This window comes from Sphingomonas sp. Marseille-Q8236 (genome assembly GCF_965112005.1).
In genome coordinates, this window is the sequence record NZ_CBCOPO010000001.1 from 799,201 (window position 1) to 819,267 (window position 20,067).

Genomic DNA, 20,067 nt, shown 5'->3' on the forward strand with positions numbered 1-20,067 from the left:
CATTTCAGAGGAGCTTCCATGCCCACTCCCGCCCAGGGCTATGCCGCCCAGTCGGCCGATGCCGCACTCGCCCCCTTCTCGTTCGAGCGCCGCGACCCCCAAGCCGACGATGTCGCCATCGACATCCTTTATTGCGGCGTCTGCCATTCCGATCTGCATACCGCACGCGGCGAATGGGCGGGCACCCAATATCCGTGTGTGCCGGGACACGAGATTGTCGGCCGGGTGACTGCGGTCGGCGATGCCGTCACCAAATACCAGGTCGGCGATCTGGTCGGCGTCGGCTGCATGGTCGACAGCTGCGGCCATTGTCCCTCCTGCCATGACGGCGAGGAGCAATATTGCGAGACGACCGGCTTCGTCGGCACCTATAACGGCCCCGATCCTGTCATGGGCGGCCACACCTTCGGCGGATATTCGGACCATATCGTCGTCAAGGAAGGCTTCGTCCTGAAGATCAACCATGACGACGCCGATCTCGCCGCCGTCGCGCCGCTGCTCTGCGCCGGCATCACCACCTATTCGCCGCTGCGTCACTGGAAGGTCGGGCCAGGCCAGAAGGTCGGCATCGTCGGTCTGGGCGGCCTGGGCCATATGGGCGTGAAGATCGCCGCCGCGATGGGGGCCGAGGTCTATGTCTTCTCGACCTCGCCCAACAAGGCCGAGGATGCCAAGCGGCTGGGCGCCAAGGAGCTGATCGTGTCGAAGGACCCGGAGCAGATGGCCGCCCATGCCAACAGCTTCGACTTCATCCTGAACACGGTCGCCGCGCCGCACGACCTGGATGCGTTCCTGATGCTGCTGAAGCGCGACGGGACGATGACGCTGGTCGGCGTGCCCGACTCGCCGCATCCGTCGCCTTCGGTCGGCAACCTCGTCTTCCGCCGCCGCGCGCTGGCGGGCTCGCTGATCGGCGGCATCGCCGAGACGCAGGAGATGCTCGACTTCTGTCACGAACACGGCCTGACCGCCGATATCGAGATGATCGCGATGGACGAGGTCAACACCGCCTATGACCGGATGCAGAAGAGCGATGTGAAATATCGCTTCGTCATCGACATGGCGACGTTGAAGGATTGAGCCGACCCTATTCCTCCTCTTTAAGGAGAGGTGGCAGGCCGAAGGCCTGACGGAGGGGTGTCCCGTTCTCGACAGGGTGACACCCCTCCACCATGCTGCGCATGGTCCCCCTCCCCTTGCAGGGAAGGAATTTGCATTCGCTTCAATTTGCCCGCCCCGCCGCCAACGCCTATATGCAGGGCTCCCATGTCCAGCGTTCCCTCCTCCGTCTTCGTTCCCGCCGATTGGCGCGACTTCCTCGCCCTGACCAAACCGCGAGTGATGACGCTGGTGGTGTTCACCGGCCTGTGCGGGATGCTGGCTGCGCCGGTGAGGGTCGATCCGGTGATCGGCTTCACCGCCATCCTGTGCATCGCGCTGGGGGCGGGCGCGGCGGGGGCGCTCAACCAATGGTATGAGGCGGATCTCGACGCGCTGATGAAGCGTACCGCCAAACGCCCCCTGCCCGCCGGGCGGATGAGCCGCGAGTCGGCACTGCATTTCGGCGTCGGCTTGGCATGTTTCTCGGTCCTGCTGATGGGGCTGGCGGTCAATTACGTCGCCGCCGGAATCCTGACCGTCTCGATCCTGTTCTATGTCCTCGTCTACACCGTCTGGCTGAAGCGTCGGACGCCGCAGAATATCGTCATCGGCGGCGCGGCGGGGGCGTTTCCGCCGCTGATCGGCTGGGCCGCGGCGACGGGGCAGATCGCGCTGCTGCCCTTTCTGCTGTTCAGCCTCGTCTTCCTCTGGACGCCGCCGCATTTCTGGGCGCTGGCCCTGTTCGTGAAGACCGATTACGCCAATGCGGGCGTGCCGATGCTCCCCGTCGTCGCGGGCGAGCGGGTGACCCGGGCGCAGATCGGGCTGTACACCATTCCCATGGCGATCGCGGCGGTCGCGCCCTGGCCGCTGGGGCTGACGGGGTCGGTCTATGGCCTCATCGCGACAGCGGGGACCGCGCTGTTCGCGCTCTACGCCGCCATCGTAGCCTTTCGCCACACCCAGCCCGACGATGCGATGAAGCCCGAAAAGCGGCTGTTCAAATATTCGATCCTCTATCTTTTCCTTCTCTTCGGCGCGCTGGTGGTGGATCGTTGGGCATGACGCCCGACGATTCGAATCGCATTCGCGCCAAGCAGCGCGCCCGCGCCACCGCGATGGCGCTGTTGCTGGGATTCCTGGTGGTGCTGATCTTCTTCATCACCTTGTCCAAGATCCGGTCGGGGATGCACGGATGAGGCTGACGCGCCAGGGCCGGACCGTGGTGTTCGCTCTGTTCGGTGTGGTGTTCATGACCGGCCTCGCCTGGGCCAGCGTGCCGCTCTATCGCCTGTTCTGCCAGGTGACGGGCTATCAGGGCACGACGCAGCGGGGACTGGCGGCGCCGGGCAGCGTCCACAAGCAGATTCGCGTCGATTTCGACGCCAATGTCTCCTCGCGCCTGGCCTGGACCTTCAAGCCTGAAAACCCGCACGAAACGGTCGATATCGGCGCGCGCGACATGGTGTTCTTCACCGCGACCAACAATGCGAAGGTGCCGATCACCGGCACCGCGACCTTCAACGTGACGCCCGATCAGGCGGGGCGCTACTTCACCAAGATCCAGTGCTTCTGCTTCACCCAGCAGACGCTCAAACCCGGCGAGACGGTGCGGATGCCGGTCATCTTCTTCGTCGATCCCAAGATCCTGAACGATCCCGACGCGCGCGACATCGAAACCATCACCCTGTCCTACACATTTTACCCGGTGGATTCGGCGAAGAAAGCGGGTTAGCCTGTCCTCAAAATAGCAAAATATAGGGACGGGATCATGGCTGGCGCGAAGAACCACGACTATCATATCCTGCCGCCGAGCCCCTGGCCGCTGGCCAGTTCGATGTCGGCGCTGCTGATGGCCTCGGGTGCGATCATGTGGATGCACAGCGCGCCCGGCGGAGGTTGGGCATTCCTGGCGGGACTGGCGGCGGTGCTGTTCTGCATGGGAAGCTGGTGGGCGGATGTGGTGCGCGAGGCGCATCACGGCGACCATACGCCGGTGGTCCAGCTTCACTTCCGCTATGGCATGATCCTGTTCATCGCGTCCGAAGTCATGTTCTTCGTCGGCTGGTTCTGGGCCTTTTTCGACTTCGCGCTGTTCCCGACCGCGATGAGTTTCGTCGACGGACAGGTGGAGCGCGCGACCGAAGGCGCCGCCGCCATCGCCGCGGCCTGGCCGCCCAAGGGGCTGGAGGTGATCGACGCCTTCAAGCTGCCCTTGCTCAACACGATGATCCTGTTGACCAGCGGCACCACCGTCACCTGGGCGCACCATGCGCTGATCCACAACCAGCGGGGCGGCGAGAAGCGCGGTCTTTGGGGTGCATTGGGCGTCGGCGACCGCGACGGCGTGCTGAAGGGACTATGGCTGACCGTCGTGCTCGGCCTGATCTTCAGCGCGATCCAAGCCTATGAGTATATGCACGCCCCCTTCCCCTTCAAGGGGATCAACTATGGCGCGTCCTTCTTCATGGCGACGGGTTTCCACGGTTTCCACGTCATCGTCGGCACCATCTTCCTGATCGTCTGCCTGATCCGCGCCTATCGCGGCGACTTCACCCCGCGCCAGCATTTCGGGTTCGAGGCCGCGGCCTGGTACTGGCATTTCGTCGACGTGGTGTGGCTGTTCCTGTTCGTCACCATCTATGTCTGGGGTGGCTGGGGCGCGCCGGTCCATAGTGGCTGAGCCTGCGTCCCCGACCATCGCGCAGGCCGCGCTCAAGGGGCTGTGTCCGCGTTGCGGCCAGCCCCATTTGTTTGCGGGACCGGTCCGGTTCGCCGATCGGTGCGCGGCCTGCGGGCTCGACTTCACCCGGTTCAATGTGGGGGACGGCCCGGCGGCGTTCCTGACCCTGATCCTGGGGACGGTCATCACCATCGCGGCGATCCTTGTCGAGATAACGCTGCACCCGCCGCTCTGGCTGCATATGCTGATCTGGCTGCCGCTGACGGCGGTGGGCGTGGTCTATAGCCTGCGGCTCGCCAAGGGCGCGCTGATGGCGGCGGAATATCGCAACGAAGCGCGCGAGGGTGCCATCGTCCGTACCGGGGACGAGGATGCATGAGGCGGGTGCCGATCCTTCCCACGCTGATCGTCGGCCTGGCGGTGGCCGCGATGATCGCGCTGGGCCTTTGGCAATGGCTCGACCGGTTGCCGCAAAAGCAGGCCTATCTCGCGCAACTCGCCGCCAACCCGGTGCGACCGGCCATTGCCTTCCCGCTTTATCCCGATGACCGCCTGCTCTTCCGCCGCACCGTCGCCGATTGCCGCCCACCCATCGTCATCCGGCGCGCGGGCGCGGGCGCGGCGGGCTTCCGGCTGATCGCCACCTGTTCGGTACCGCGAGGCAAGATGCAGGTTCAGCTCGGCACCACCCATGATCCGCGCGCCGAAACCACTTGGCCGGGCGGGGGTGTGACCGGCTATGTCTCCCACGCGCCCGACAGTCGATCGCTGATCGAGTCCGCCTTCGACCACCGCCCGCAGGAGATGTTGCTGGTCGCCGACTCGCCCGCGCCCGGTCTGGACGCCAATCCCAGCCCCGACATTGGCGGCGTCCCCAACAATCACCTCGCTTACGCCGTGCAATGGTTCCTGTTCGCCGCCATCGCCGCAACAATCTATGTTTTGGCCGTCCTTCGGCGCAATCGAACGGTTGTCGTGACCGACGCACGCCGTTAAGCCGCAGCGCATCATGCGCTATCTCAGTACCCGTGGCTCCGCCCCCGTCCTCGATTTCCGTGGGGCGACCCTTGCCGGTCTTGCCAGCGATGGCGGGCTCTATGTCCCCGAACAGTGGCCGAGCCTGACCGCCGACGAGATTGCCGGGCTGGCGGGTCTGACCTATGCGCAGACCGCCGCGAAGATCATGGCGCCGTTCGTCGTCGACAGCCTGAGCGCGGAGGAACTGCAAGGACTGTGCGACGCCGCCTATGGCCGCTTCTCGCACGCCGCCGTGACGCCGCTGGTCCAGCTCGACCATGACCAGTGGCTGCTCGAACTGTTCCACGGCCCCACCCTCGCCTTCAAGGACGTGGCGCTCCAGATGCTGGGGCTGTTGTTCGAGCGGTTCCTGCGCGGCACCGAGACGCGGCTGACCATCGTCGGCGCGACCAGCGGCGATACCGGATCGGCGGCGATCGACGCGGTGGCGGGACGCGCCAATATCGACATCTTCATGCTGCACCCGGCGGGGCGCGTGACCGAGATCCAGCGGCGCCAGATGACCACGGTCCTCGCCCCCAATGTCCATAACATCGCGATCGAGGGCAATTTCGACGACGCGCAGGCGCTGGTGAAGGCGATGTTCAACGACCGCGCCTTTGCCGATCGCCATACCCTGTCGGCGGTCAACTCGATCAACTGGGCGCGGTTGATGGCGCAGGTCGTCTATTATTTCTACGCCGCCGTCCGGCTGGGCGCGCCGGGCAAGGCCGTCGCCTTCTCGGTGCCGACGGGCAATTTCGGCGACGTGTTCGCGGGCTATGTCGCGGCGCGCATGGGCTTGCCGGTCGAGCGGCTGATCGTCGCGACCAACGTCAACGACATCCTCCACCGCGCGCTGTCCTCGGGCGATTATTCCAAGGGGCAGGTGCAGGCGACCGCGACGCCGTCGATGGACATCCAGGTCAGCTCCAATTTCGAGCGGCTGCTGTTCGACGCGAACGGCCGCGACGGCGCTGCATTGGCGGCGCAGATGAAGGGGTTCGAGGCGTCGGGCGCGATGCGGCTGACCAATGCGCAGAGCCAGAATATCGCCCCGCTCTTCACCAGCGCGCGGGTCGATGCCGACGATATGAGCCGCGCGATGCGCTGGGCCGCCGAGTCGACCGGGCAGATCCTCGACCCGCACACCGCCATCGCGCTGTCCGCCGCACGGGCGAGCGACACCAGCGCGCCGGTCGTGACGCTGGCCACCGCGCACCCGGCCAAATTCACCGATGCGGTCGAACGTGCGACCGGCGTCCGGCCGCCGCTGCCCCCCCGCGTCGGTGACCTGTTCGAGCGCGAGGAACGCTTCACCACCCTGCCTGCCACCTTCGATGCGGTGACGGCCTTTATCGACGGGCACGGTTTGCGCTAACGCAGCACGTATGAAACTCGAAACGATGATCGGCGAGCCCTGGGCGGATTACGGGCTGGTCGACTCCGGCCATGGCCGCAAGCTGGAACGCTATGGCCGGTTCCGCTTCATCCGCCCCGAACCGCAGGCGATGTGGGCCCCGGCGACCAGCGACTGGCGCGCTGCGGCCGAGTTCGTGCCCGGTTCGGACGAGGATGGCGGCGGCCGCTGGAACTTCAACGAGCCGGTCCCGCGCGAGGGCTGGCCGCTGAAGTGGAACGAGGTGCGCTTTACCGCGCAGAACACGCCGTTCCGCCATCTGGGCTTCTTCCCCGACATGGCCCCTGTGTGGAGCTGGATGCGCGAGCAGGTCGATGGCCTCGCCGAGCCGGAGTGCATGAACCTGTTCGGCTATACCGGCGTCGGCACGCTGGCGATGGCGAGCGCGGGCGCGAAGATGGTCCATGTCGACGCGTCGAAGAAATCGGTCGAGGCGGCGCGGGGCAATGCGATGCTGTCGGGCCTGGGCGACGCGCCGGTCCGCTGGATCATCGACGACGCCGCCAAGTTCGTCGCGCGCGAGGTGCGGCGCGGACGGCGCTATGACGGCATTTTGCTCGACCCGCCCAAATACGGCCGTGGGCCGGAGGGCGAGGTGTGGCGGCTGGAGGAAGACCTGCCCGGCCTGATCGCCAATTGCCGCCAGCTGCTCGACGGTGATTCGCGCTTCCTGTTCCTGACGGTGTATGCGGTGCGTATGTCGGCGATGGCGATCGGCGAGATGATGCGCCAGGTGATGGCCGACCTGCCCGGCAAGGTCGAATGCGGCGAACTCGGCGTGCGCGAGGAAGCGCGCGCCCTGACCCTGCCCACCGCCATCTGGGCGCGGTGGAGCCGGTAAAGACACACCCTCCGTTCAGCCTGAGCGAAGTCGAAGGCCACGCACGGTCATAGCGGCGGGGCATGTGCTTCGACTTCGCTCAGCACGAACGTAGCGGGGGTTGCGGCGCGGCGATTTCGATCAAAGCGACCTCATAGGTCGCCACCGCACCCCCAGCCTCGAACCGCTTCGCGATCCGCCGCATCGCGCCCGGCGGGATCGGTCGGTGCCCTTCGCGCGGCGTTCCCGCCCCGATCGCCCGGAGCGCGCGCATGAACGCGGCCGCCGAGCCGTGCCGCTGCTCGAACCGCCGGGTCTCGACCGGCCAACCCAGCGACCCGACCGGCGGATAAACCGGGCTCCCCGCCACGAACCCTTCCGCCGCATGCGCCTCATGCCAGGCCGCGAACGTCCCCTCGACCAGCGTCGTCACCAGCATCCGCCCGCCGGGGCGCAGCAGGCCCGCCAGCCGCTGCAACCCGCTGGCCAGATCGGCGAACCACTGCACCGCGAGGCTGCTGACGATCAGGTCGAACGGCGCTTCGTCGGGCAGGTCGGGATGTTCGCCGTCCATCACCCGCCCCCGCGCGCCCGGCTGCCCCGCCAGTCCGCGCGCCAGCATCGCGGGAGCGATGTCGGTCATCAGCCAATCGGCCCCCTCCAGCCGGGGCCGAACCGCGCCGGTCAGGAACCCGGTGCCGCATCCCACCTCCAGCACGCGGGGACCGGGCGGCGCGACCGCGACGATCCGCTCGGCCAGCCAGTCGGCGACCTGCCGCTGCACAACCGCATGCACGTCATAGGCCGCCGCCCCGTCGAAGGCGCGCGCGATCCGGGTCGGGGTATGCTCCGTCACCACTGCCACCGCCCCGTTCAATCGCGTACCGACCGAATCGCCGCCGCCGCCAGCCAGGGCGCGCCCGCCACCAGCATCAGCGACACCGCCGCCAGCAGCTTGAACGCACCCAGATCCGCGCCGCCCGCACCGAAGATCAGCAGGGGCAAGGCCAAGGGCAGCAACAGCAACCCCGCAATCCCCCCGGCGCCGCGCAACCCCGCCGTCAGCGCCGCCGTCGCCACCGCCAGCGCCGCCAGACCCGGCGTACCGAGCAGCAGCGCCAGTTCGACCCGCCCGAGGGCCGCCGCGTCGAGCCCGAACAAGCCCCCCGCAATCAGCGCCGCGATCATCAATGGCGGCGCGAAGGCCAGCCAATGCGCTACGATCCGCAACACCATCACCAGCGTTAGCGACAGGCCATGGACCCGAATCTGGTCGAACCATCCCGACTCGCAATCGGGCGCGACCAGCCGTTCGACCGGAAGCAGCGCCGCGAGCAGGGCCGCGACCCAGATCGCCCCCGGCCCGATCCGCATCAGCATCATCCGGTCGGGACCGATGGCAAAGGGAAAGAGCACCACCGCCAGCAGGAAAAAGCCGGACACCAAAGCCGCCCCGCCCCCGGCATAGCCACGCCGCACGTCGCGCGCGATCAGGGTCAGCGCCGCGCTCAAGCGGGAACCAGGGTATCGAGAGCGATGGCTTTGCCACCCGGCACAGCCAGCGGCTGATGGGTCGCCAGCATCACCGCGCCACCCCCGGCGCGGTGCCGTGCCACCGCCTCTTCCAGCATCGCCAGCCCCGCGGTATCCAGCCCATTGCCCGGTTCGTCGAGCAACCACAGCGCCGCCCCCGACGCCAGCACGCGGGCCAGTGCGGCGCGCCGCCGCTGGCCGGTGGACAGGAGCCGCACCGGTATCGCCGCCAGACCGGCTAGGCCGACCTCTGCCAAGGCCGCCTCCACCCGCGCGCCAGGGTCGTCCCGACCATCCAGCCTGGCCCAGAACGACAGCGCGCCGGTCAGGCTCCGGTCACTGTCGAGCGCCAAATCCTCGACCATCAGCGCGGTCGGTCCCCGATGCTCGACCTGCCCCTCGAACGGCGCGATCAACCCGGCGGCGAGCCGCAACAGGCTGGACTTGCCGATGCCGTTGGGGCCGGTGACGACCACCGCCTCCCCCGCCGCCAGCGTCAGCGACAATCGCGCGAACAACAGCCGCCCACCCCGCGCACAGGCGACATCGGACAATGAAAGGATCACGGGGCGGGCACATCCACCGCGTCTTCCAACGCGTGCATATCATCGTCGGACAGGCCGAAATGGTGGCCGATCTCATGGATCGTCACATGCGCCACCAGATCGTCGAGCCGGACGCCGGTGTCGATCCATTCGTCCAGGATCGCGCGGCGATACAAATGGATGCGATCGGGCAGTCCGCCTGAATCCATCGAGCTTTTCTCGCCCAGCGGACGGCCATGATACAGCCCGGTCAGGTCGAGCGGATGCTCTATGCCCAGCGCGGCCAGCGTCTCGCCATCGGCATATTCCTCGACGATCAACACCACGTCGCGCAGGTGCGCGGCGAATGCGGCGGGCAGGCGTGCGATCGTGGCCCGCGCGATCGCCTCGATCACCTCGGCACCCGGTGGTTCGCCGATCCCGTCTTGCCCGCTCATGCGCGTCGTCATACCGCTGTGCCCGCCAAAAGGACAAGAGAAGCAAAGGGACGGCGATGGTGGAGCGGCTGAACGATCTGGACCGGGACGAGGCGCTGGACGGCCTGCCCGAATGGGACTGGGACGAGGCGCGCGATGCGATCACCCGGCGGTTCGTCTTCGCCGATTTCAACGAGGCGTTCGGCTTCATGACCCGCGTCGCCTTGCTGGCGGAAAAGGCCGATCATCATCCCGAATGGTCCAATGTCTGGAATCGGGTCGACATCATGCTGACCACCCATGATGCGGGCGGCCTGTCGGCGCGTGACATCGACATGGCCGAGGCCATCGACGCGCTGGTGGGCTGACCCGCATGAATCCTCCCCATCGCCGATGGGGAGGATCGGCTCTTATTCGACCGTCTGTTCGATCGCGCCGAAGATCGGATGGTGGCGGTCGTCCTCCATCCAGATGCGCACCGTGTCGCCCTTCTTGAGGAACGGCGTCCTGGCCTCGCCGCCCTGGATCGTCTCGATCATCCGCACCTCGGCGATGCAGCTATAGCCGACACCACCCTCGGCGACGGGCTTGCCCGGCCCGCCATCGGCGTCGCGGTTGGACACGGTGCCCGAACCGATGATCGTCCCCGCCCCCAGCGCGCGGGTCTTCGCCGCATGAGCGACCAGCGTGCCGAAGTCGAAGGTCATGTCCTGCCCCGCATCCGCGCGACCAAAGGGCTGGCCGTTGAGATCGACCTTCAACACCCGGTGCAGCTTGCCGTCCCGCCACCAGTCGCCCAGTGATTCGGGCGTCACGAACACCGGCGAAAAGGCCGAGGCGGGCTTGGACTGGAAGAAACCGAACCCCTTGGCCAGCTCGCTCGGAATCAGCGCCCGGAGCGACACGTCGTTGGTCAGCCCGACCAGCCGGATCGCCGCCAGCGCCTCCTCTCGACTCGCACCCAGCGGCACGTCGCTGGTGACCACGACGACCTCGCCCTCCAGGTCGCAGCCCCAGCTTTCGTCGGCCAGCGGAATCGCGTCGCGCGGCCCCAGGAACCCGTCCGACCCGCCCTGATACATCAGCGGGTCGTGCCGGAAGCTGTCGGGCAGTTCCGCGCCCCGCGCCTGCCGGACGAGCGCGACATGATTCACATAGGCCGATCCGTCCGCCCATTGATAGGCGCGCGGCAAGGGCGAGGCCGCGTCATGCTCATGAAAGCGCGCCCGCGGAATGGCTTCGTGATCCAGGTCGGTCGCCAGATTGGCGAGCGCGGGGGCGACCCGGTCCCAATCGTCGAGCGCGGCCTGCAGGGTCGGGGCGATATGGTCCGCATCCGCATACCAGGCGAGGTCGCTCGACACGACGACCAGCTTGCCGTCGCGACCGTGTTTCAGACTGGCGAGTTTCATCAGGGCTCCTCTTCGCTGCTTGGTATCAGATGTAACCATCTGCCCACGGTTGTCACGCCACCGCATGCCGATCCTGCCTTAAACTTGACTTTTCGCAAGGCAGGGAGCACATGCCCACTCGTCGAGGCGTCCACTCGCAGCGTGAACGGACCATCTGGTCCCGGCTCCGCCCCGACCCTGTCTTCAGGCTTCCCTTGTCACGCGGGGTGTCATCAACCCCGGCGCCGCTCCTCGCGGCCCTTCCGTGACTCGCGCGCCATGATCGAAAGCAATTCCATGTCCTTTTCCGAACTCGGCCTTGCCGAGCCGCTCGTCCGCGCGCTCGAGGCCAAGGGCTATTCCGAACCCACCCCCATCCAGCGCGATTCGATCCCGACGCTGCTGGAAGGCCGCGACCTGCTGGGCATCGCGCAGACCGGCACCGGCAAGACCGCCGCGTTCGTGCTGCCGTCGATCCAGCGTCTGGTCGAGGCGAACAAGCGCGTCCTGCCGACCCATTGCCGGATGCTGGTGCTCGCCCCGACCCGTGAACTGGCCAGCCAGATCGCCGAGAATGCGAAGGGCTATGCCAAATTCTCCAAGCTGGCGGTCGCGACCGTCTTTGGCGGCACCAGCCTGAACAAGAACCGTCAGGACCTGTCGCGCGGCGTCGACATCCTGGTCGCGACGCCGGGCCGTCTGATCGATCTGGTCGAGCAGGGCTTCCTGAACCTGTCGATGATCGAAATCCTGGTGCTGGACGAAGCCGACCAGATGCTCGACCTGGGCTTCATCCACGCGCTGCGCCGCATCGTGAAGATGCTGCCGCGCAAGCGCCAGACGCTGTTCTTCTCGGCGACCATGCCCGCCGCGATCCGGGACCTGGCCGACAAGTTCCTCGACAATCCCGCGACCGTCACCGTGACCCCGGTCTCGACCACCGCCGAGCGCGTGGAGCAGTCGGTGACCTTCGTCACGCAACAGGAAAAGCAGGCGCTGCTGACCATCCTGCTTGCCGATCCCGCGATCGAGCTGGCGCTGGTCTTTACCCGCACCAAGCATGGCGCGGACCGCGTCGTGAAGCTGCTGGCGGGCAACGGCATCGCGGCCAATGCGATCCACGGCAACAAGAGCCAGGGCCAGCGCGAGCGCGCGCTGGGCGAGTTCCGGTCGGGCCAGACCCGCGTGCTGGTGGCCACCGACATCGCCGCACGCGGCATCGACATTCCGGGCGTCAGCCACGTCTTCAACTTCGAGCTGCCCAATGTCGCGGAGCAATATGTCCACCGCATCGGCCGCACCGCGCGTGCGGGTCGGTCGGGCCTGGCCATCGCCTTCTGCGCCGAGGATGAGCGTCCGTATCTGAAGGATATCGAGAAGCTGACGCGGCAGAAGATCACCGTCGTGCCGCTGCCCGCCGATTTCGTGAAGCGCGCCGAAACGATCAAGTCGCAGCGGGTGAAGGCGATCGGCGCTGATCCCGCGCCCCGCGTCGACCGCCCGCGCGATCCGGCGCGGCCCCGCGCCACGCATTCCCCGCGCGCGACCGATGCCCGCGCGCCGCAGGGCCGTCAGCCGCGTCGTCGCAGCGGCGGCGGTCGTGGCCGTGGCGGTCAGGGTCGCCCTGGTGGCGGCGGTGGTGCCGGTCGCGGCGCACAGGGCTGATTCGATGCGGCGGAGAGCCATAGAGCTCTCCGCCGAACGGCTGTCCCACGCCCATCGCGAAGGCCGGGCCCTTCGCCATTGGCCGGACGCCGCCATGTGAACTCCCACCCCTCTCCCGCGTTGATCGCGTAACGATCCGCGCATCAGGAGAGGTTGCCATGGATATTGCCCACACCCCCGCCGCCGAACGCATCGCGCGCGTGCTGTGCGGTCAACGGCTCAGCGCCAATGCCGGGGGCGATTCGGAATCGGCCGCGCGGCTGGTCGACGATCACTGGCGCGAGCATATGGCCGATGCGCTGGCGGTCCTGCGCACCCTGCGCGAACCCGATCAGGCGATGGCCGAGGCAGGCGACCCTGCGGTCTGGGAAAAGATGGTGCTGGTCGCGGTCGAGGCCGCCAAGCCGCCCAAGGTCTTGCTGTAACAAAGGACGGGCTATAGCCGCCCCATCACCGGGCAAGAGCCCGGTGGTGGTCGCCTACACCGTCACCTGCTCGCCCAGCTCCAGCACCTTGCCCGGCGGGATGCGCAGGAAGTCGGTGGGGTCGCTCGCATTGCGCTGAAGGAACATGAACAGCCGGTCCTGCCAGGGCGGCATGCCCTTTTCCGCTTCGGGTTTCAGCGTGTTGCGGCCGATGAAGTAGCTAGTCTTCATCGGGTCCAGCCCCGAGGAACGCATCTCCACCCCCAGGTCGCGGGGCAGATCGCGCGGCACGTCGGGCGTTTCCATGAAGCCATAGGTCAGCGCCACAGTGGCGAAATTGTCGTCCAGCCGTTCGACATGCGCCCGCCGCTCGCTCGACACGACGGGGCGGTCGGCGGTGCGGATCGTCACGATCAGATTCTGCTCGTGCAGGATCTTGTTGTGCTTGAGATTGTGAAGGAGCGCGCCGGGTGCCGAGGCGGGATTGGCGGTCAGGAACACCGCCGTCCCCGGCACCCGCTCGGGCGGACGCTTGGCGAGCGCGGCGGCGAGGTCGGCGAGGGGGATGGCCTGCCGCTTCTCGAAGGCCGCGACGATGCCGCGCCCCCGCACCCAGGTGTGGATGATCGTGCCGACGGCCGCGCCGACCAGCAGGGGCACCCAGCCCCCCTCGATCACGCGCAGGATATTGGCCCCGAAGAAGACGAGATCGAGCGCCAGGAAGGGCAGGATCGCCGCCAGTGCCAGCGGACGCGACCAGCACCAGCGATGCCGCACGACCAGATAGGCGAGGCAGGTCGTCACCACCATCGTGCCCGTCACCGCGATGCCATAGGCGGCGGCCATGGCCGAGGAGGTCTTGAACTGGATGACCAGCACCAGCACCCCGAACAGCAACAGCCAGTTGATCGCCGGCAGATAGATCTGCCCCTGGAAATCAGCCGACGTCTGACGGACGCGCAATCGGGGCAGCAGCCCGAGCTGAATCGCCTGCTGGGTCAGCGAAAAGGCGCCGGTGATCACCGCCTGCGCCGCGATCACCGTGGCGAGCCCCGCCAGCACGATCAGCGCGGGGCGAAACGCCTCGGGCGCCATCAGGAAGAACCAGTCCTGATTGGTAAAGGGCTGGCCATTGGCGCTCGCCTGCTCCAGCGCGGACAGGGCAAAGGCCCCCTGCCCCAAATAGTTGAGCGCAAGCGCCGGCAGCACCAGCGAGAACCAGCCGATGCGGATCGGCAATCGCCCGAAATGCCCCATATCGGCGGTCAGCGCCTCGGCCCCCGTCACGGTCAGGAACACCGCGCCCAGCACGAACAGCCCGACCACGCCATGGCTCGCCAAGAAGCTGATGCCATAGCCCGGCCAGATCACCCGCGCGATCGAGGGTTCGTCGGCGATATGCCACAGGCCCAGCCCGCCGATGACGAGGAACCACAGGATACAGATGGGGCCGAACAGCTTGGATACCGAGGCGGTGCCCCGCGACTGGATGAAGAACAAGGCGACCAGGATGACGATGGTGCACATCCGGATCACGTCTTCGTTGAAGATCGACGCGGCGGCGGGAATGGTGTGCAGCCCCTCCATCGCGGACAGGACCGACAGCGCGGGCGTGATGATCGCATCGCCATAAAAGAGCGATGCGCCCGCCGCCCCCAGGACCAGCGCCAGTTTCGACCGAATCCCCACCGAGCGGCGGGCCAGCGCGGCCAGCGCCAGCACGCCGCCCTCGCCCTGATTGTCGGCGCGCATCAGGAAGACGACATATTTGATCGTGACCACCAGGATCAGCGACCAGAGCGCCAGGCTGAGCACGCCGAGGATCTCGCTGGGGTCGATGCCGTCGCCAGCGGATTGCGACAGGGCTTCGCGAAAGGCGTAGAGCGGACTCGTGCCGATGTCGCCGAACACCACGCCGATCGCCCCGATGGTCAGCGCGGCCAGCGCGGGGTGACGGTGCGCGGTCTCCGCCGCGGTCTGGTCGCTCGTAATGTCGGTTGCCGTCCCCGTCATGTCCGCCGGAACCCCCTGAGCCAAAAGGACGGCGCGCTTTACGCTTCTCCGTCTCGGAAGCAAGGGCTTTCCCATACCCTTTGCAAACGCTTGATATTGCCGAGCGTCAAGCGCATGGACGGCAAATGGTTCCCTTTTCGTTCGGCGGGCATGCGTTTCAGGCGCTGGCCGATGGCGCGCTGTTCTGGCCCGCGCGGGCCGCGCTGCTGGTCGCGGACCTGCATCTGGAAAAGGCGAGCTGGTATGCGGGGGGTGGGCAGATGCTGCCCCCGTACGACTCGCTCGCCACGTTGAGCGAGTTAACCGCGATCGTGGCGCGAACGGGCGCGCGGGAGGTCTGGTGCCTGGGCGACAGCTTTCACGATGCGGAAGGGTGCGACCGGCTGCTTCCCGAAGCGCGGGCGATGTTGCTGGCGCTGACCGAGGCGACCGACTGGACCTGGATCACGGGAAATCATGACCCGGTGCTTCGCGACCGATGCGGCGGCGCGGTGGTGGACGAGGCGCTGGTCGATGGCTTGATCCTGCGCCACGAGGCCGATCCGGCGGAAACGCGGCCCGAACTGTCGGGCCATTTCCATCCCAAGCTTCGCCTGCGGGTGCGGGGCAAGCTGGTCGCGCGCCGCTGCTTCGTCGGCACCGTCAACAAGCTCGTCCTGCCCGCCTTCGGGGCGCTGACCGGCGGGCTGGACGTGGATCACCCCGCGCTGATCGAGGCGGTGGGGCGCTCGGCGGAAGCCTTGGTCCCGGTGCGCGACCGGATGCTGCGCTTCCCCGTCGCGGCCTGACGCCTATCCGGCGCGTGCGAGGTCGGGAAAGCCCGCGCGGAACCCCGCGACCTTGGGCTTGTCCCAGCGCATGATATAGGGGTGCATCGGATTGCGATCGTAGAAATTCTGATGCTCGGCCTCAGCCGGGAAGAAGCCACCCTGCTCGATGCGGGTGGTGATCGGTCTGGCGAAGGCATGGGCCTTGGTCAGTTGCGCGATATAGGCGCGCGCGACCTGCGCCTGTTGCGGCGACTGGGCGAAGATCGCGGAGCGATAGCTGGGCCCCCGGTCCGGGCCCTGACCGCCGACCTGGGTCGGATCATGCGCGATCGAGAAATAGACGCGAAGCAGGGTGGCGTAGGAGACCTGAGCGGGGTCGTAGGTGATTCGAATCGCCTCGGCATGGCGAGTCTGCTCGGTCGAGACGGCAGCGTAATTGGCATCGGCCGCCCCGCCCCCGGCATAGCCGGCGGTGACGCCGCGCACACCCTTCACCCGTTCGAACACCGCCTCCATGCCCCAGAAGCACCCGCCCGCCAGCACCGCCGTCTGCGACCGACCCATGGCAGGCAGGTCGATCGTCGCCTTGGGCAGCGGCACGGCGCGTTCGGCGCGTGCGGGAAGCGAGGACAAGGCGACCGCTCCGAATGCGGTCGCGGCCAAGGCGATGCAGAGTCTATTGCGCATCACCGGAATATGGGGTGTTTTTGGGGTTCGGCCAGGGGCTGGTGTGTCAGCGCGGCCTTCGACTTCGCTCAGCGTGAACGGCTGTTATGGGGCAGGACTATTGCCCAGCCCCCGTTCCGCCTGAGCGAAGTCGAAGGCCATGGGAATCACCTCGCCAGCAATCCGTCTTAGCGAACCGCCTCAACCGGGGCCGAAGCATAACGGCTGGGCGCCTCGCCCGGGTGAAGCACCACGAGACCCAGGGCGCCAAGCGCAAATCCGCCGGCGAACTGCCACACGAAGCTGGACTTGAGGAGGGCACGCATTCGTCTTCACCTGTCTAAAACGGGTCGCCCCCGAATGGGCGGCGATCTTCCGGGCGCCATCTGGTCGATCGGCGCCGTTCCGACAATGGCGTTTATAGAAACACAGCATTAACGGCACGTGGACGTGTCGTTCATGCCACAGTTAAGCCATATTGCTGCGGCGCATGGTCGCCAATGAAAAAGCCAGCCGACCGAGCCACTTGGCCCGATCGACTGGCTTTCGCATCGCAAAAGCGAAAATTTATTTCAGCGCGGCGCAGGCCGTCTGGATGCGGGTGCACGCCTCACGAAGCAGCGCGTTCGAGGTCGCATAGCTGATCCGCATCGCGGGCGAGAGGCCGAAGGCCGCGCCCTGCACCGCCGCGACCTTCGCATCGTCGAGCAGATAGCCGACGAACGCCTCGTCGCTATCGATCAATCGGCCCGAGGGCGTCGTCTTGCCGATCAACGGTGCGAAGGACGGATAGACGTAGAAGGCACCTTCGGGCGTCGGGCAGGTCATGCCGTCGATTGCATTGAGCATCGACACGACCATGTCGCGCCGCGCCTGGAACGCCTGGTTGCGCTCGGCGAGGAAGCTCTGGTCGCCGGTCAGCGCCGCGGTCGCTGCCGCCTGCGCGATCGAGCAGGGGTTGGAGGTCGACTGCGACTGGAGCTTGGCGATCGCCTTGATCAGCCAGGGCGCGCCGCCCGCATAGCCGATGCGCCAGCCGGTCATGGCATAGGCCTTGGAACAGCCGTTGACGGTCAGGGTGCGCTCGTAGAGTTCGGGGCAGACCTGCGCGATGGTGGCGAAGCGGAAGCCGTCATAGACGATATGCTCGTACATATCGTCGGCAAAGACCCAGACATGCGGGTGGCGAAGGATGACCTCGCCCAGCGCCTTCAGCTCGTCGGCGGTATAGCCCGCACCCGTCGGATTGGACGGCGAGTTCAGGATGACCCACTTGGTCTTCGGCGTGATCGCGGCATCGAGCGCCTCGGGGGTTAGCTTGTAACCCTGTTCCGGCCCCGCCTTCAGGATCACCGGCACGCCGCCCGCGAACTGCACCACGTCGGGATAGCTGACCCAGTAAGGCGCGGGGATCACCACCTCGTCTCCTGCGTCGATCGTCGCGACCATCGCATTGAACAGGGTGTGCTTGCCGCCGACATTCACGCTGATCTGGTCGGCTTTGTAGGTCAGGCCGTTGTCGCGCGCGAACTTCGCCGCGATCGCGGCCTTCAGTTCGGGCGTGCCGTCGACGTTCGTATATTTGGTCTTGCCGTCGCGGATCGCCTGGATCGCGGCCTCTTTCACGAAGTCCGGCGTGTCGAAATCGGGTTCGCCCGCGCCCAGCCCGATCACGTCGACGCCGGCGCGCTTCAGCTCCATCACGCGGCTGGTGATGGCGAGCGTGGGGGACGGGCTGATACGGCCGAGCGCGGCGGAGGGCTGCATGGAACGGAACCTTTGCGACAGGAGAGTGCGGGCGCGCTTTAGCCCGCCGTCGCGTCAATCCGCAACCACCTCCGCACGAAACAATCCACGAAGCGCATTGCCAAGCAAGAATCCATCCCGAAGATCGGTGCGGGTCAACCGCTCCTCGACCGCCTGCCCCGACTCGATCAAATGGCCGCGCAGCACGCCGGGCAACAACCCATGGGCCAGTGGCGGCGTCGCCAGCCGGTCGCCACGCGGCACGAACAGCGAGGTATAGCTGCCCTCGGTCAGGCTGCCATCGGGGGCCTCGAACACGACTTCCGCCGTCCCTGCTCGGGCCCGCGCGGCATCGTAGAAACCCCGTGCGCTGGTCTTGTGCCGCAACCGCAGATCCTCCGGGGAGACCGGGAGCGGCACGATGCGCACCGGCACCACCCCGTCAAAGGGAGCGGGGGGCGGCGCCACCTCGACCACCAGCGCCCCGCCGGGCGCGAGCAACAGGCGGATCCGCCGCGCATCGCGCAGGCGGAAGGTCGCCGCCTGCAACTCGTTGCGCGCATCATGCCGGTTGAAGGCAAAGCCCAATGCCGCCGCGCTCGCCTTCATCCGGGCGAGATGCGCCTCCAGATGCTGGATGCCCTCGATCGGATCGAAGGCCATGGTTTCGATCAGGTCGAAATCGGGCTGGCCCCCGGACAGGAAGGCCGCCTTGGCGAGGCATTCGTCCCATTCGGCCGCCGCCGCCGAGTCGGCGACCACCCCCGATCCGATCCCCAGCGTCACGTCCGTCGCGCCATTGGGCCAGGTCAGCGTGCGAATCGCGACGTTGAACATCGCGTCGCCATCCGCGTCCAGCCGCCCGATCGAACCGGTATAAAGCCCGCGCGGGGAATCCTCGATCGCGGCGATCGCCTGCATCGCGCGAATCTTGGGTGCGCCGGTGATCGAGCCGCACGGAAAGAGCGCGGCCAGCACGTCCACCGCGTCGCGCCCTTCGGCCAGATCGGCGGTGACGGTCGATACCATCTGGTGCACGGTCGGATAGGGTTCGACCGCGAACAGTTCGGGCACCGCGACGCTGCCCGCCCGCGCGACCCGCGACAGATCGTTGCGCATCAGGTCGACGATCATCAGATTTTCGGCGCGCTGCTTGGGATCGCCGTGAAGCGTCCGGGCGGCGCGCGCATCGGCACGGGGGTCCTCCTCGCGCCGCGCCGTGCCCTTCATCGGCCGCGCGGTCAGGCGGCCGCCCTCCAGCGCGAAGAACATTTCGGGCGACAGCGACAGGATCGTCGCCTCCCCGGTGGCGACCACCGCGCCCCATCCCGCCCGCGACCGGGCGCGCAAGGCGGCATAGAGCGCCAGCGGATCGCCCAGCACCGGCGCGGTCGCGCGGAAGGACAGATTGACCTGATAAAGGTCCCCCGCCGTGATCAGCCGCTGCACCTCGGCGAACTGCTCGGCATGACGCTCCTCGTCGCATTCGGGCCGCAAGGCGCCGATCCACGCCCCCGCCGGATCGGGCAGTGCGCCTTCGACCGACAGGTTTCGATAATCCTCGAACAGCCCGAACCACAAAAGCGGCCCGTCCCCCGCCTTCGGGGCTGGCACGCCGGGCTCCAGCGCCGCTCCCGCCTCATAGGCGATCATCCCGGCGGCGTGCAGCCCGCGCGACCGCGCCTGCCGCAGCTTTTCCAGCGCGGGCGCGACCTCGTGCGGCAGATGCGCGACCACGATGTCGACCGGTGCGGTATAGAGCCGCGCCGCCGCTCCTCCGTCACGGGCGTCGTCGAGCAGCACGAAAGGGGCATCGAGGCGCAGCATGGGGGACGATCCATGCACGGCCCTCCCCC

General features: G+C 67.3%; 22 protein-coding genes. 13 read left to right on the forward strand and 9 right to left on the reverse strand.

The genetic code is table 11. The annotated features are described in order from the left end of the window. Positions 1-18: 18 nt before the first annotated feature. The 9 genes from ACWPWT_RS03705 to ACWPWT_RS03745 all read left to right on the forward strand — a co-directional run bounded on the left by ACWPWT_RS03705 (position 19) and on the right by ACWPWT_RS03745 (position 7,062). A complete protein-coding gene (locus ACWPWT_RS03705; protein ID WP_454278619.1) occupies positions 19-1,080 on the forward strand; it encodes an NAD(P)-dependent alcohol dehydrogenase in 1,062 nt (353 codons plus the stop codon). A gap of 186 nt (positions 1,081-1,266) precedes the next feature. Next, a complete protein-coding gene (locus tag ACWPWT_RS03710; RefSeq protein ID WP_454278620.1) occupies positions 1,267-2,166 on the forward strand; it encodes a heme o synthase in 900 nt (299 codons plus the stop codon). Then, on the forward strand, positions 2,163-2,300 hold the full coding sequence (locus tag ACWPWT_RS03715; RefSeq protein ID WP_261268292.1) for a hypothetical protein: 138 nt from the start codon (positions 2,163-2,165) through the stop codon (positions 2,298-2,300). The genes ACWPWT_RS03710 and ACWPWT_RS03715 overlap by 4 nt, the downstream gene beginning before the upstream one ends. Further along, positions 2,297-2,836: a cytochrome c oxidase assembly protein gene (locus ACWPWT_RS03720; protein ID WP_261268293.1), complete on the forward strand. Its 540-nt coding sequence runs from the start codon at positions 2,297-2,299 to the stop codon at positions 2,834-2,836. Before ACWPWT_RS03715 ends, ACWPWT_RS03720 begins: the two co-directional genes overlap by 4 nt. 36 nt (positions 2,837-2,872) lie before the next feature. After that, positions 2,873-3,784 carry a cytochrome c oxidase subunit 3 gene (locus tag ACWPWT_RS03725; RefSeq protein WP_454278621.1) on the forward strand — a complete coding sequence of 304 codons (912 nt, stop codon included), beginning with the start codon at positions 2,873-2,875 and terminating at the stop codon, positions 3,782-3,784. After that, the gene (locus tag ACWPWT_RS03730; protein ID WP_454278622.1) at positions 3,744-4,163 is read left to right on the forward strand and encodes a DUF983 domain-containing protein; all 420 of its coding nucleotides are present in this window, start codon (positions 3,744-3,746) and stop codon (positions 4,161-4,163) included. The genes ACWPWT_RS03725 and ACWPWT_RS03730 overlap by 41 nt, the downstream gene beginning before the upstream one ends. After that, a complete protein-coding gene (locus ACWPWT_RS03735; protein ID WP_454278623.1) occupies positions 4,160-4,780 on the forward strand; it encodes an SURF1 family cytochrome oxidase biogenesis protein in 621 nt (206 codons plus the stop codon). The genes ACWPWT_RS03730 and ACWPWT_RS03735 overlap by 4 nt, the downstream gene beginning before the upstream one ends. A 13-nt stretch (positions 4,781-4,793) precedes the next feature. Then, entirely contained in the window at positions 4,794-6,182 is a 1,389-nt protein-coding gene (gene thrC, locus ACWPWT_RS03740; RefSeq protein ID WP_454278624.1) for a threonine synthase, read from the forward strand. Between the two features lie 10 nt (positions 6,183-6,192). Further along, the gene (locus ACWPWT_RS03745) at positions 6,193-7,062 is read left to right on the forward strand and encodes a class I SAM-dependent methyltransferase (protein ID WP_454278625.1); all 870 of its coding nucleotides are present in this window, start codon (positions 6,193-6,195) and stop codon (positions 7,060-7,062) included. 79 nt (positions 7,063-7,141) lie between these two features. Here the strand turns inward: ACWPWT_RS03745 and ACWPWT_RS03750 are convergent, their stop codons facing one another. From ACWPWT_RS03750 to ACWPWT_RS03765, 4 genes are read right to left on the reverse strand one after another with little or no spacing between them, the layout of a single operon-like run. Further along, complete coding sequence (locus ACWPWT_RS03750) at positions 7,142-7,906, reverse strand: methyltransferase (RefSeq protein WP_454278626.1); 765 nt, start codon at positions 7,904-7,906, stop codon at positions 7,142-7,144. An 8-nt stretch (positions 7,907-7,914) separates the two neighbouring features. Continuing rightward, positions 7,915-8,553: a heme exporter protein CcmB gene (locus ACWPWT_RS03755; RefSeq protein WP_454278627.1), complete on the reverse strand. Its 639-nt coding sequence runs from the start codon at positions 8,551-8,553 to the stop codon at positions 7,915-7,917. Next, the gene (gene ccmA / locus ACWPWT_RS03760) at positions 8,550-9,140 is read right to left on the reverse strand and encodes a heme ABC exporter ATP-binding protein CcmA (protein WP_454278628.1); all 591 of its coding nucleotides are present in this window, start codon (positions 9,138-9,140) and stop codon (positions 8,550-8,552) included. The genes ACWPWT_RS03755 and ccmA overlap by 4 nt, the downstream gene beginning before the upstream one ends. Beyond that, complete coding sequence (locus ACWPWT_RS03765) at positions 9,137-9,556, reverse strand: metallopeptidase family protein (protein WP_454278629.1); 420 nt, start codon at positions 9,554-9,556, stop codon at positions 9,137-9,139. Before ACWPWT_RS03765 ends, ccmA begins: the two co-directional genes overlap by 4 nt. Positions 9,557-9,612: 56 nt before the next feature. Between ACWPWT_RS03765 and ACWPWT_RS03770 the strand changes: the two genes are divergently transcribed. After that, entirely contained in the window at positions 9,613-9,903 is a 291-nt protein-coding gene (locus ACWPWT_RS03770; protein ID WP_454278630.1) for a 4a-hydroxytetrahydrobiopterin dehydratase, read from the forward strand. Between the two features lie 42 nt (positions 9,904-9,945). On the opposite strand, the gene ACWPWT_RS03775 is transcribed toward ACWPWT_RS03770, so the two are convergent. Continuing rightward, positions 9,946-10,947, reverse strand: coding sequence for a fumarylacetoacetate hydrolase family protein (locus ACWPWT_RS03775; protein ID WP_454278631.1), 1,002 nt, complete (start codon positions 10,945-10,947; stop codon positions 9,946-9,948). Between the two features lie 276 nt (positions 10,948-11,223). Between ACWPWT_RS03775 and ACWPWT_RS03780 the strand changes: the two genes are divergently transcribed. Further along, positions 11,224-12,591, forward strand: a complete 1,368-nt coding sequence (locus ACWPWT_RS03780) for a DEAD/DEAH box helicase (protein WP_454278632.1) — start codon at positions 11,224-11,226, stop codon at positions 12,589-12,591. 158 nt (positions 12,592-12,749) lie between these two features. Further along, complete coding sequence (locus ACWPWT_RS03785) at positions 12,750-13,016, forward strand: hypothetical protein (RefSeq protein WP_454278633.1); 267 nt, start codon at positions 12,750-12,752, stop codon at positions 13,014-13,016. Positions 13,017-13,070: 54 nt separating this feature from the next. Here the strand turns inward: ACWPWT_RS03785 and ACWPWT_RS03790 are convergent, their stop codons facing one another. Beyond that, positions 13,071-15,029 carry a potassium transporter Kup gene (locus ACWPWT_RS03790; protein WP_454278634.1) on the reverse strand — a complete coding sequence of 653 codons (1,959 nt, stop codon included), beginning with the start codon at positions 15,027-15,029 and terminating at the stop codon, positions 13,071-13,073. A 125-nt stretch (positions 15,030-15,154) separates the two neighbouring features. On the opposite strand from ACWPWT_RS03790, the gene pdeM reads away from it, so the two are divergent. Then, the gene (gene pdeM / locus ACWPWT_RS03795) at positions 15,155-15,817 is read left to right on the forward strand and encodes a ligase-associated DNA damage response endonuclease PdeM (RefSeq protein ID WP_454278635.1); all 663 of its coding nucleotides are present in this window, start codon (positions 15,155-15,157) and stop codon (positions 15,815-15,817) included. Positions 15,818-15,820: 3 nt separating this feature from the next. On the opposite strand, the gene msrA is transcribed toward pdeM, so the two are convergent. The 3 genes from msrA to pabB form a co-directional block, all read right to left on the reverse strand. Then, positions 15,821-16,486 carry a peptide-methionine (S)-S-oxide reductase MsrA gene (msrA, locus tag ACWPWT_RS03800; protein WP_454278636.1) on the reverse strand — a complete coding sequence of 222 codons (666 nt, stop codon included), beginning with the start codon at positions 16,484-16,486 and terminating at the stop codon, positions 15,821-15,823. A 546-nt stretch (positions 16,487-17,032) separates the two neighbouring features. Further along, the gene (locus ACWPWT_RS03805; protein ID WP_454278637.1) at positions 17,033-18,232 is read right to left on the reverse strand and encodes a pyridoxal phosphate-dependent aminotransferase; all 1,200 of its coding nucleotides are present in this window, start codon (positions 18,230-18,232) and stop codon (positions 17,033-17,035) included. A 54-nt stretch (positions 18,233-18,286) separates the two neighbouring features. Continuing rightward, entirely contained in the window at positions 18,287-20,038 is a 1,752-nt protein-coding gene (gene pabB, locus ACWPWT_RS03810) for an aminodeoxychorismate synthase component I (protein WP_454278638.1), read from the reverse strand. Between the last annotated feature and the right edge of the window lie 29 nt (positions 20,039-20,067).

What these genes read in the sequence shown, in the direction of transcription:
- ACWPWT_RS03705 (WP_454278619.1), top strand. Translation starts at nt 19, where the DNA reads ATGCCCACTCCCGCCCAGGGCTATGCCGCCCAGTCGGCCGATGCCGCA.
- ACWPWT_RS03710 (WP_454278620.1), top strand. Translation starts at nt 1,267, where the DNA reads ATGTCCAGCGTTCCCTCCTCCGTCTTCGTTCCCGCCGATTGGCGCGAC.
- ACWPWT_RS03715 (WP_261268292.1), top strand. Translation starts at nt 2,163, where the DNA reads ATGACGCCCGACGATTCGAATCGCATTCGCGCCAAGCAGCGCGCCCGC.
- ACWPWT_RS03720 (WP_261268293.1), top strand. Translation starts at nt 2,297, where the DNA reads ATGAGGCTGACGCGCCAGGGCCGGACCGTGGTGTTCGCTCTGTTCGGT.
- ACWPWT_RS03725 (WP_454278621.1), top strand. Translation starts at nt 2,873, where the DNA reads ATGGCTGGCGCGAAGAACCACGACTATCATATCCTGCCGCCGAGCCCC.
- ACWPWT_RS03730 (WP_454278622.1), top strand. Translation starts at nt 3,744, where the DNA reads ATGTCTGGGGTGGCTGGGGCGCGCCGGTCCATAGTGGCTGAGCCTGCG.
- ACWPWT_RS03735 (WP_454278623.1), top strand. Translation starts at nt 4,160, where the DNA reads ATGAGGCGGGTGCCGATCCTTCCCACGCTGATCGTCGGCCTGGCGGTG.
- thrC (WP_454278624.1), top strand. Translation starts at nt 4,794, where the DNA reads ATGCGCTATCTCAGTACCCGTGGCTCCGCCCCCGTCCTCGATTTCCGT.
- ACWPWT_RS03745 (WP_454278625.1), top strand. Translation starts at nt 6,193, where the DNA reads ATGAAACTCGAAACGATGATCGGCGAGCCCTGGGCGGATTACGGGCTG.
- ACWPWT_RS03765 (WP_454278629.1), bottom strand. Translation starts at nt 9,556, where the DNA reads ATGAGCGGGCAAGACGGGATCGGCGAACCACCGGGTGCCGAGGTGATC.
- ACWPWT_RS03770 (WP_454278630.1), top strand. Translation starts at nt 9,613, where the DNA reads ATGGTGGAGCGGCTGAACGATCTGGACCGGGACGAGGCGCTGGACGGC.
- ACWPWT_RS03775 (WP_454278631.1), bottom strand. Translation starts at nt 10,947, where the DNA reads ATGAAACTCGCCAGTCTGAAACACGGTCGCGACGGCAAGCTGGTCGTC.
- ACWPWT_RS03780 (WP_454278632.1), top strand. Translation starts at nt 11,224, where the DNA reads ATGTCCTTTTCCGAACTCGGCCTTGCCGAGCCGCTCGTCCGCGCGCTC.
- ACWPWT_RS03785 (WP_454278633.1), top strand. Translation starts at nt 12,750, where the DNA reads ATGGATATTGCCCACACCCCCGCCGCCGAACGCATCGCGCGCGTGCTG.
- ACWPWT_RS03790 (WP_454278634.1), bottom strand. Translation starts at nt 15,029, where the DNA reads ATGACGGGGACGGCAACCGACATTACGAGCGACCAGACCGCGGCGGAG.
- pdeM (WP_454278635.1), top strand. Translation starts at nt 15,155, where the DNA reads ATGGTTCCCTTTTCGTTCGGCGGGCATGCGTTTCAGGCGCTGGCCGAT.
- msrA (WP_454278636.1), bottom strand. Translation starts at nt 16,486, where the DNA reads ATGCGCAATAGACTCTGCATCGCCTTGGCCGCGACCGCATTCGGAGCG.
- ACWPWT_RS03805 (WP_454278637.1), bottom strand. Translation starts at nt 18,232, where the DNA reads ATGCAGCCCTCCGCCGCGCTCGGCCGTATCAGCCCGTCCCCCACGCTC.
- pabB (WP_454278638.1), bottom strand. Translation starts at nt 20,038, where the DNA reads ATGCTGCGCCTCGATGCCCCTTTCGTGCTGCTCGACGACGCCCGTGAC.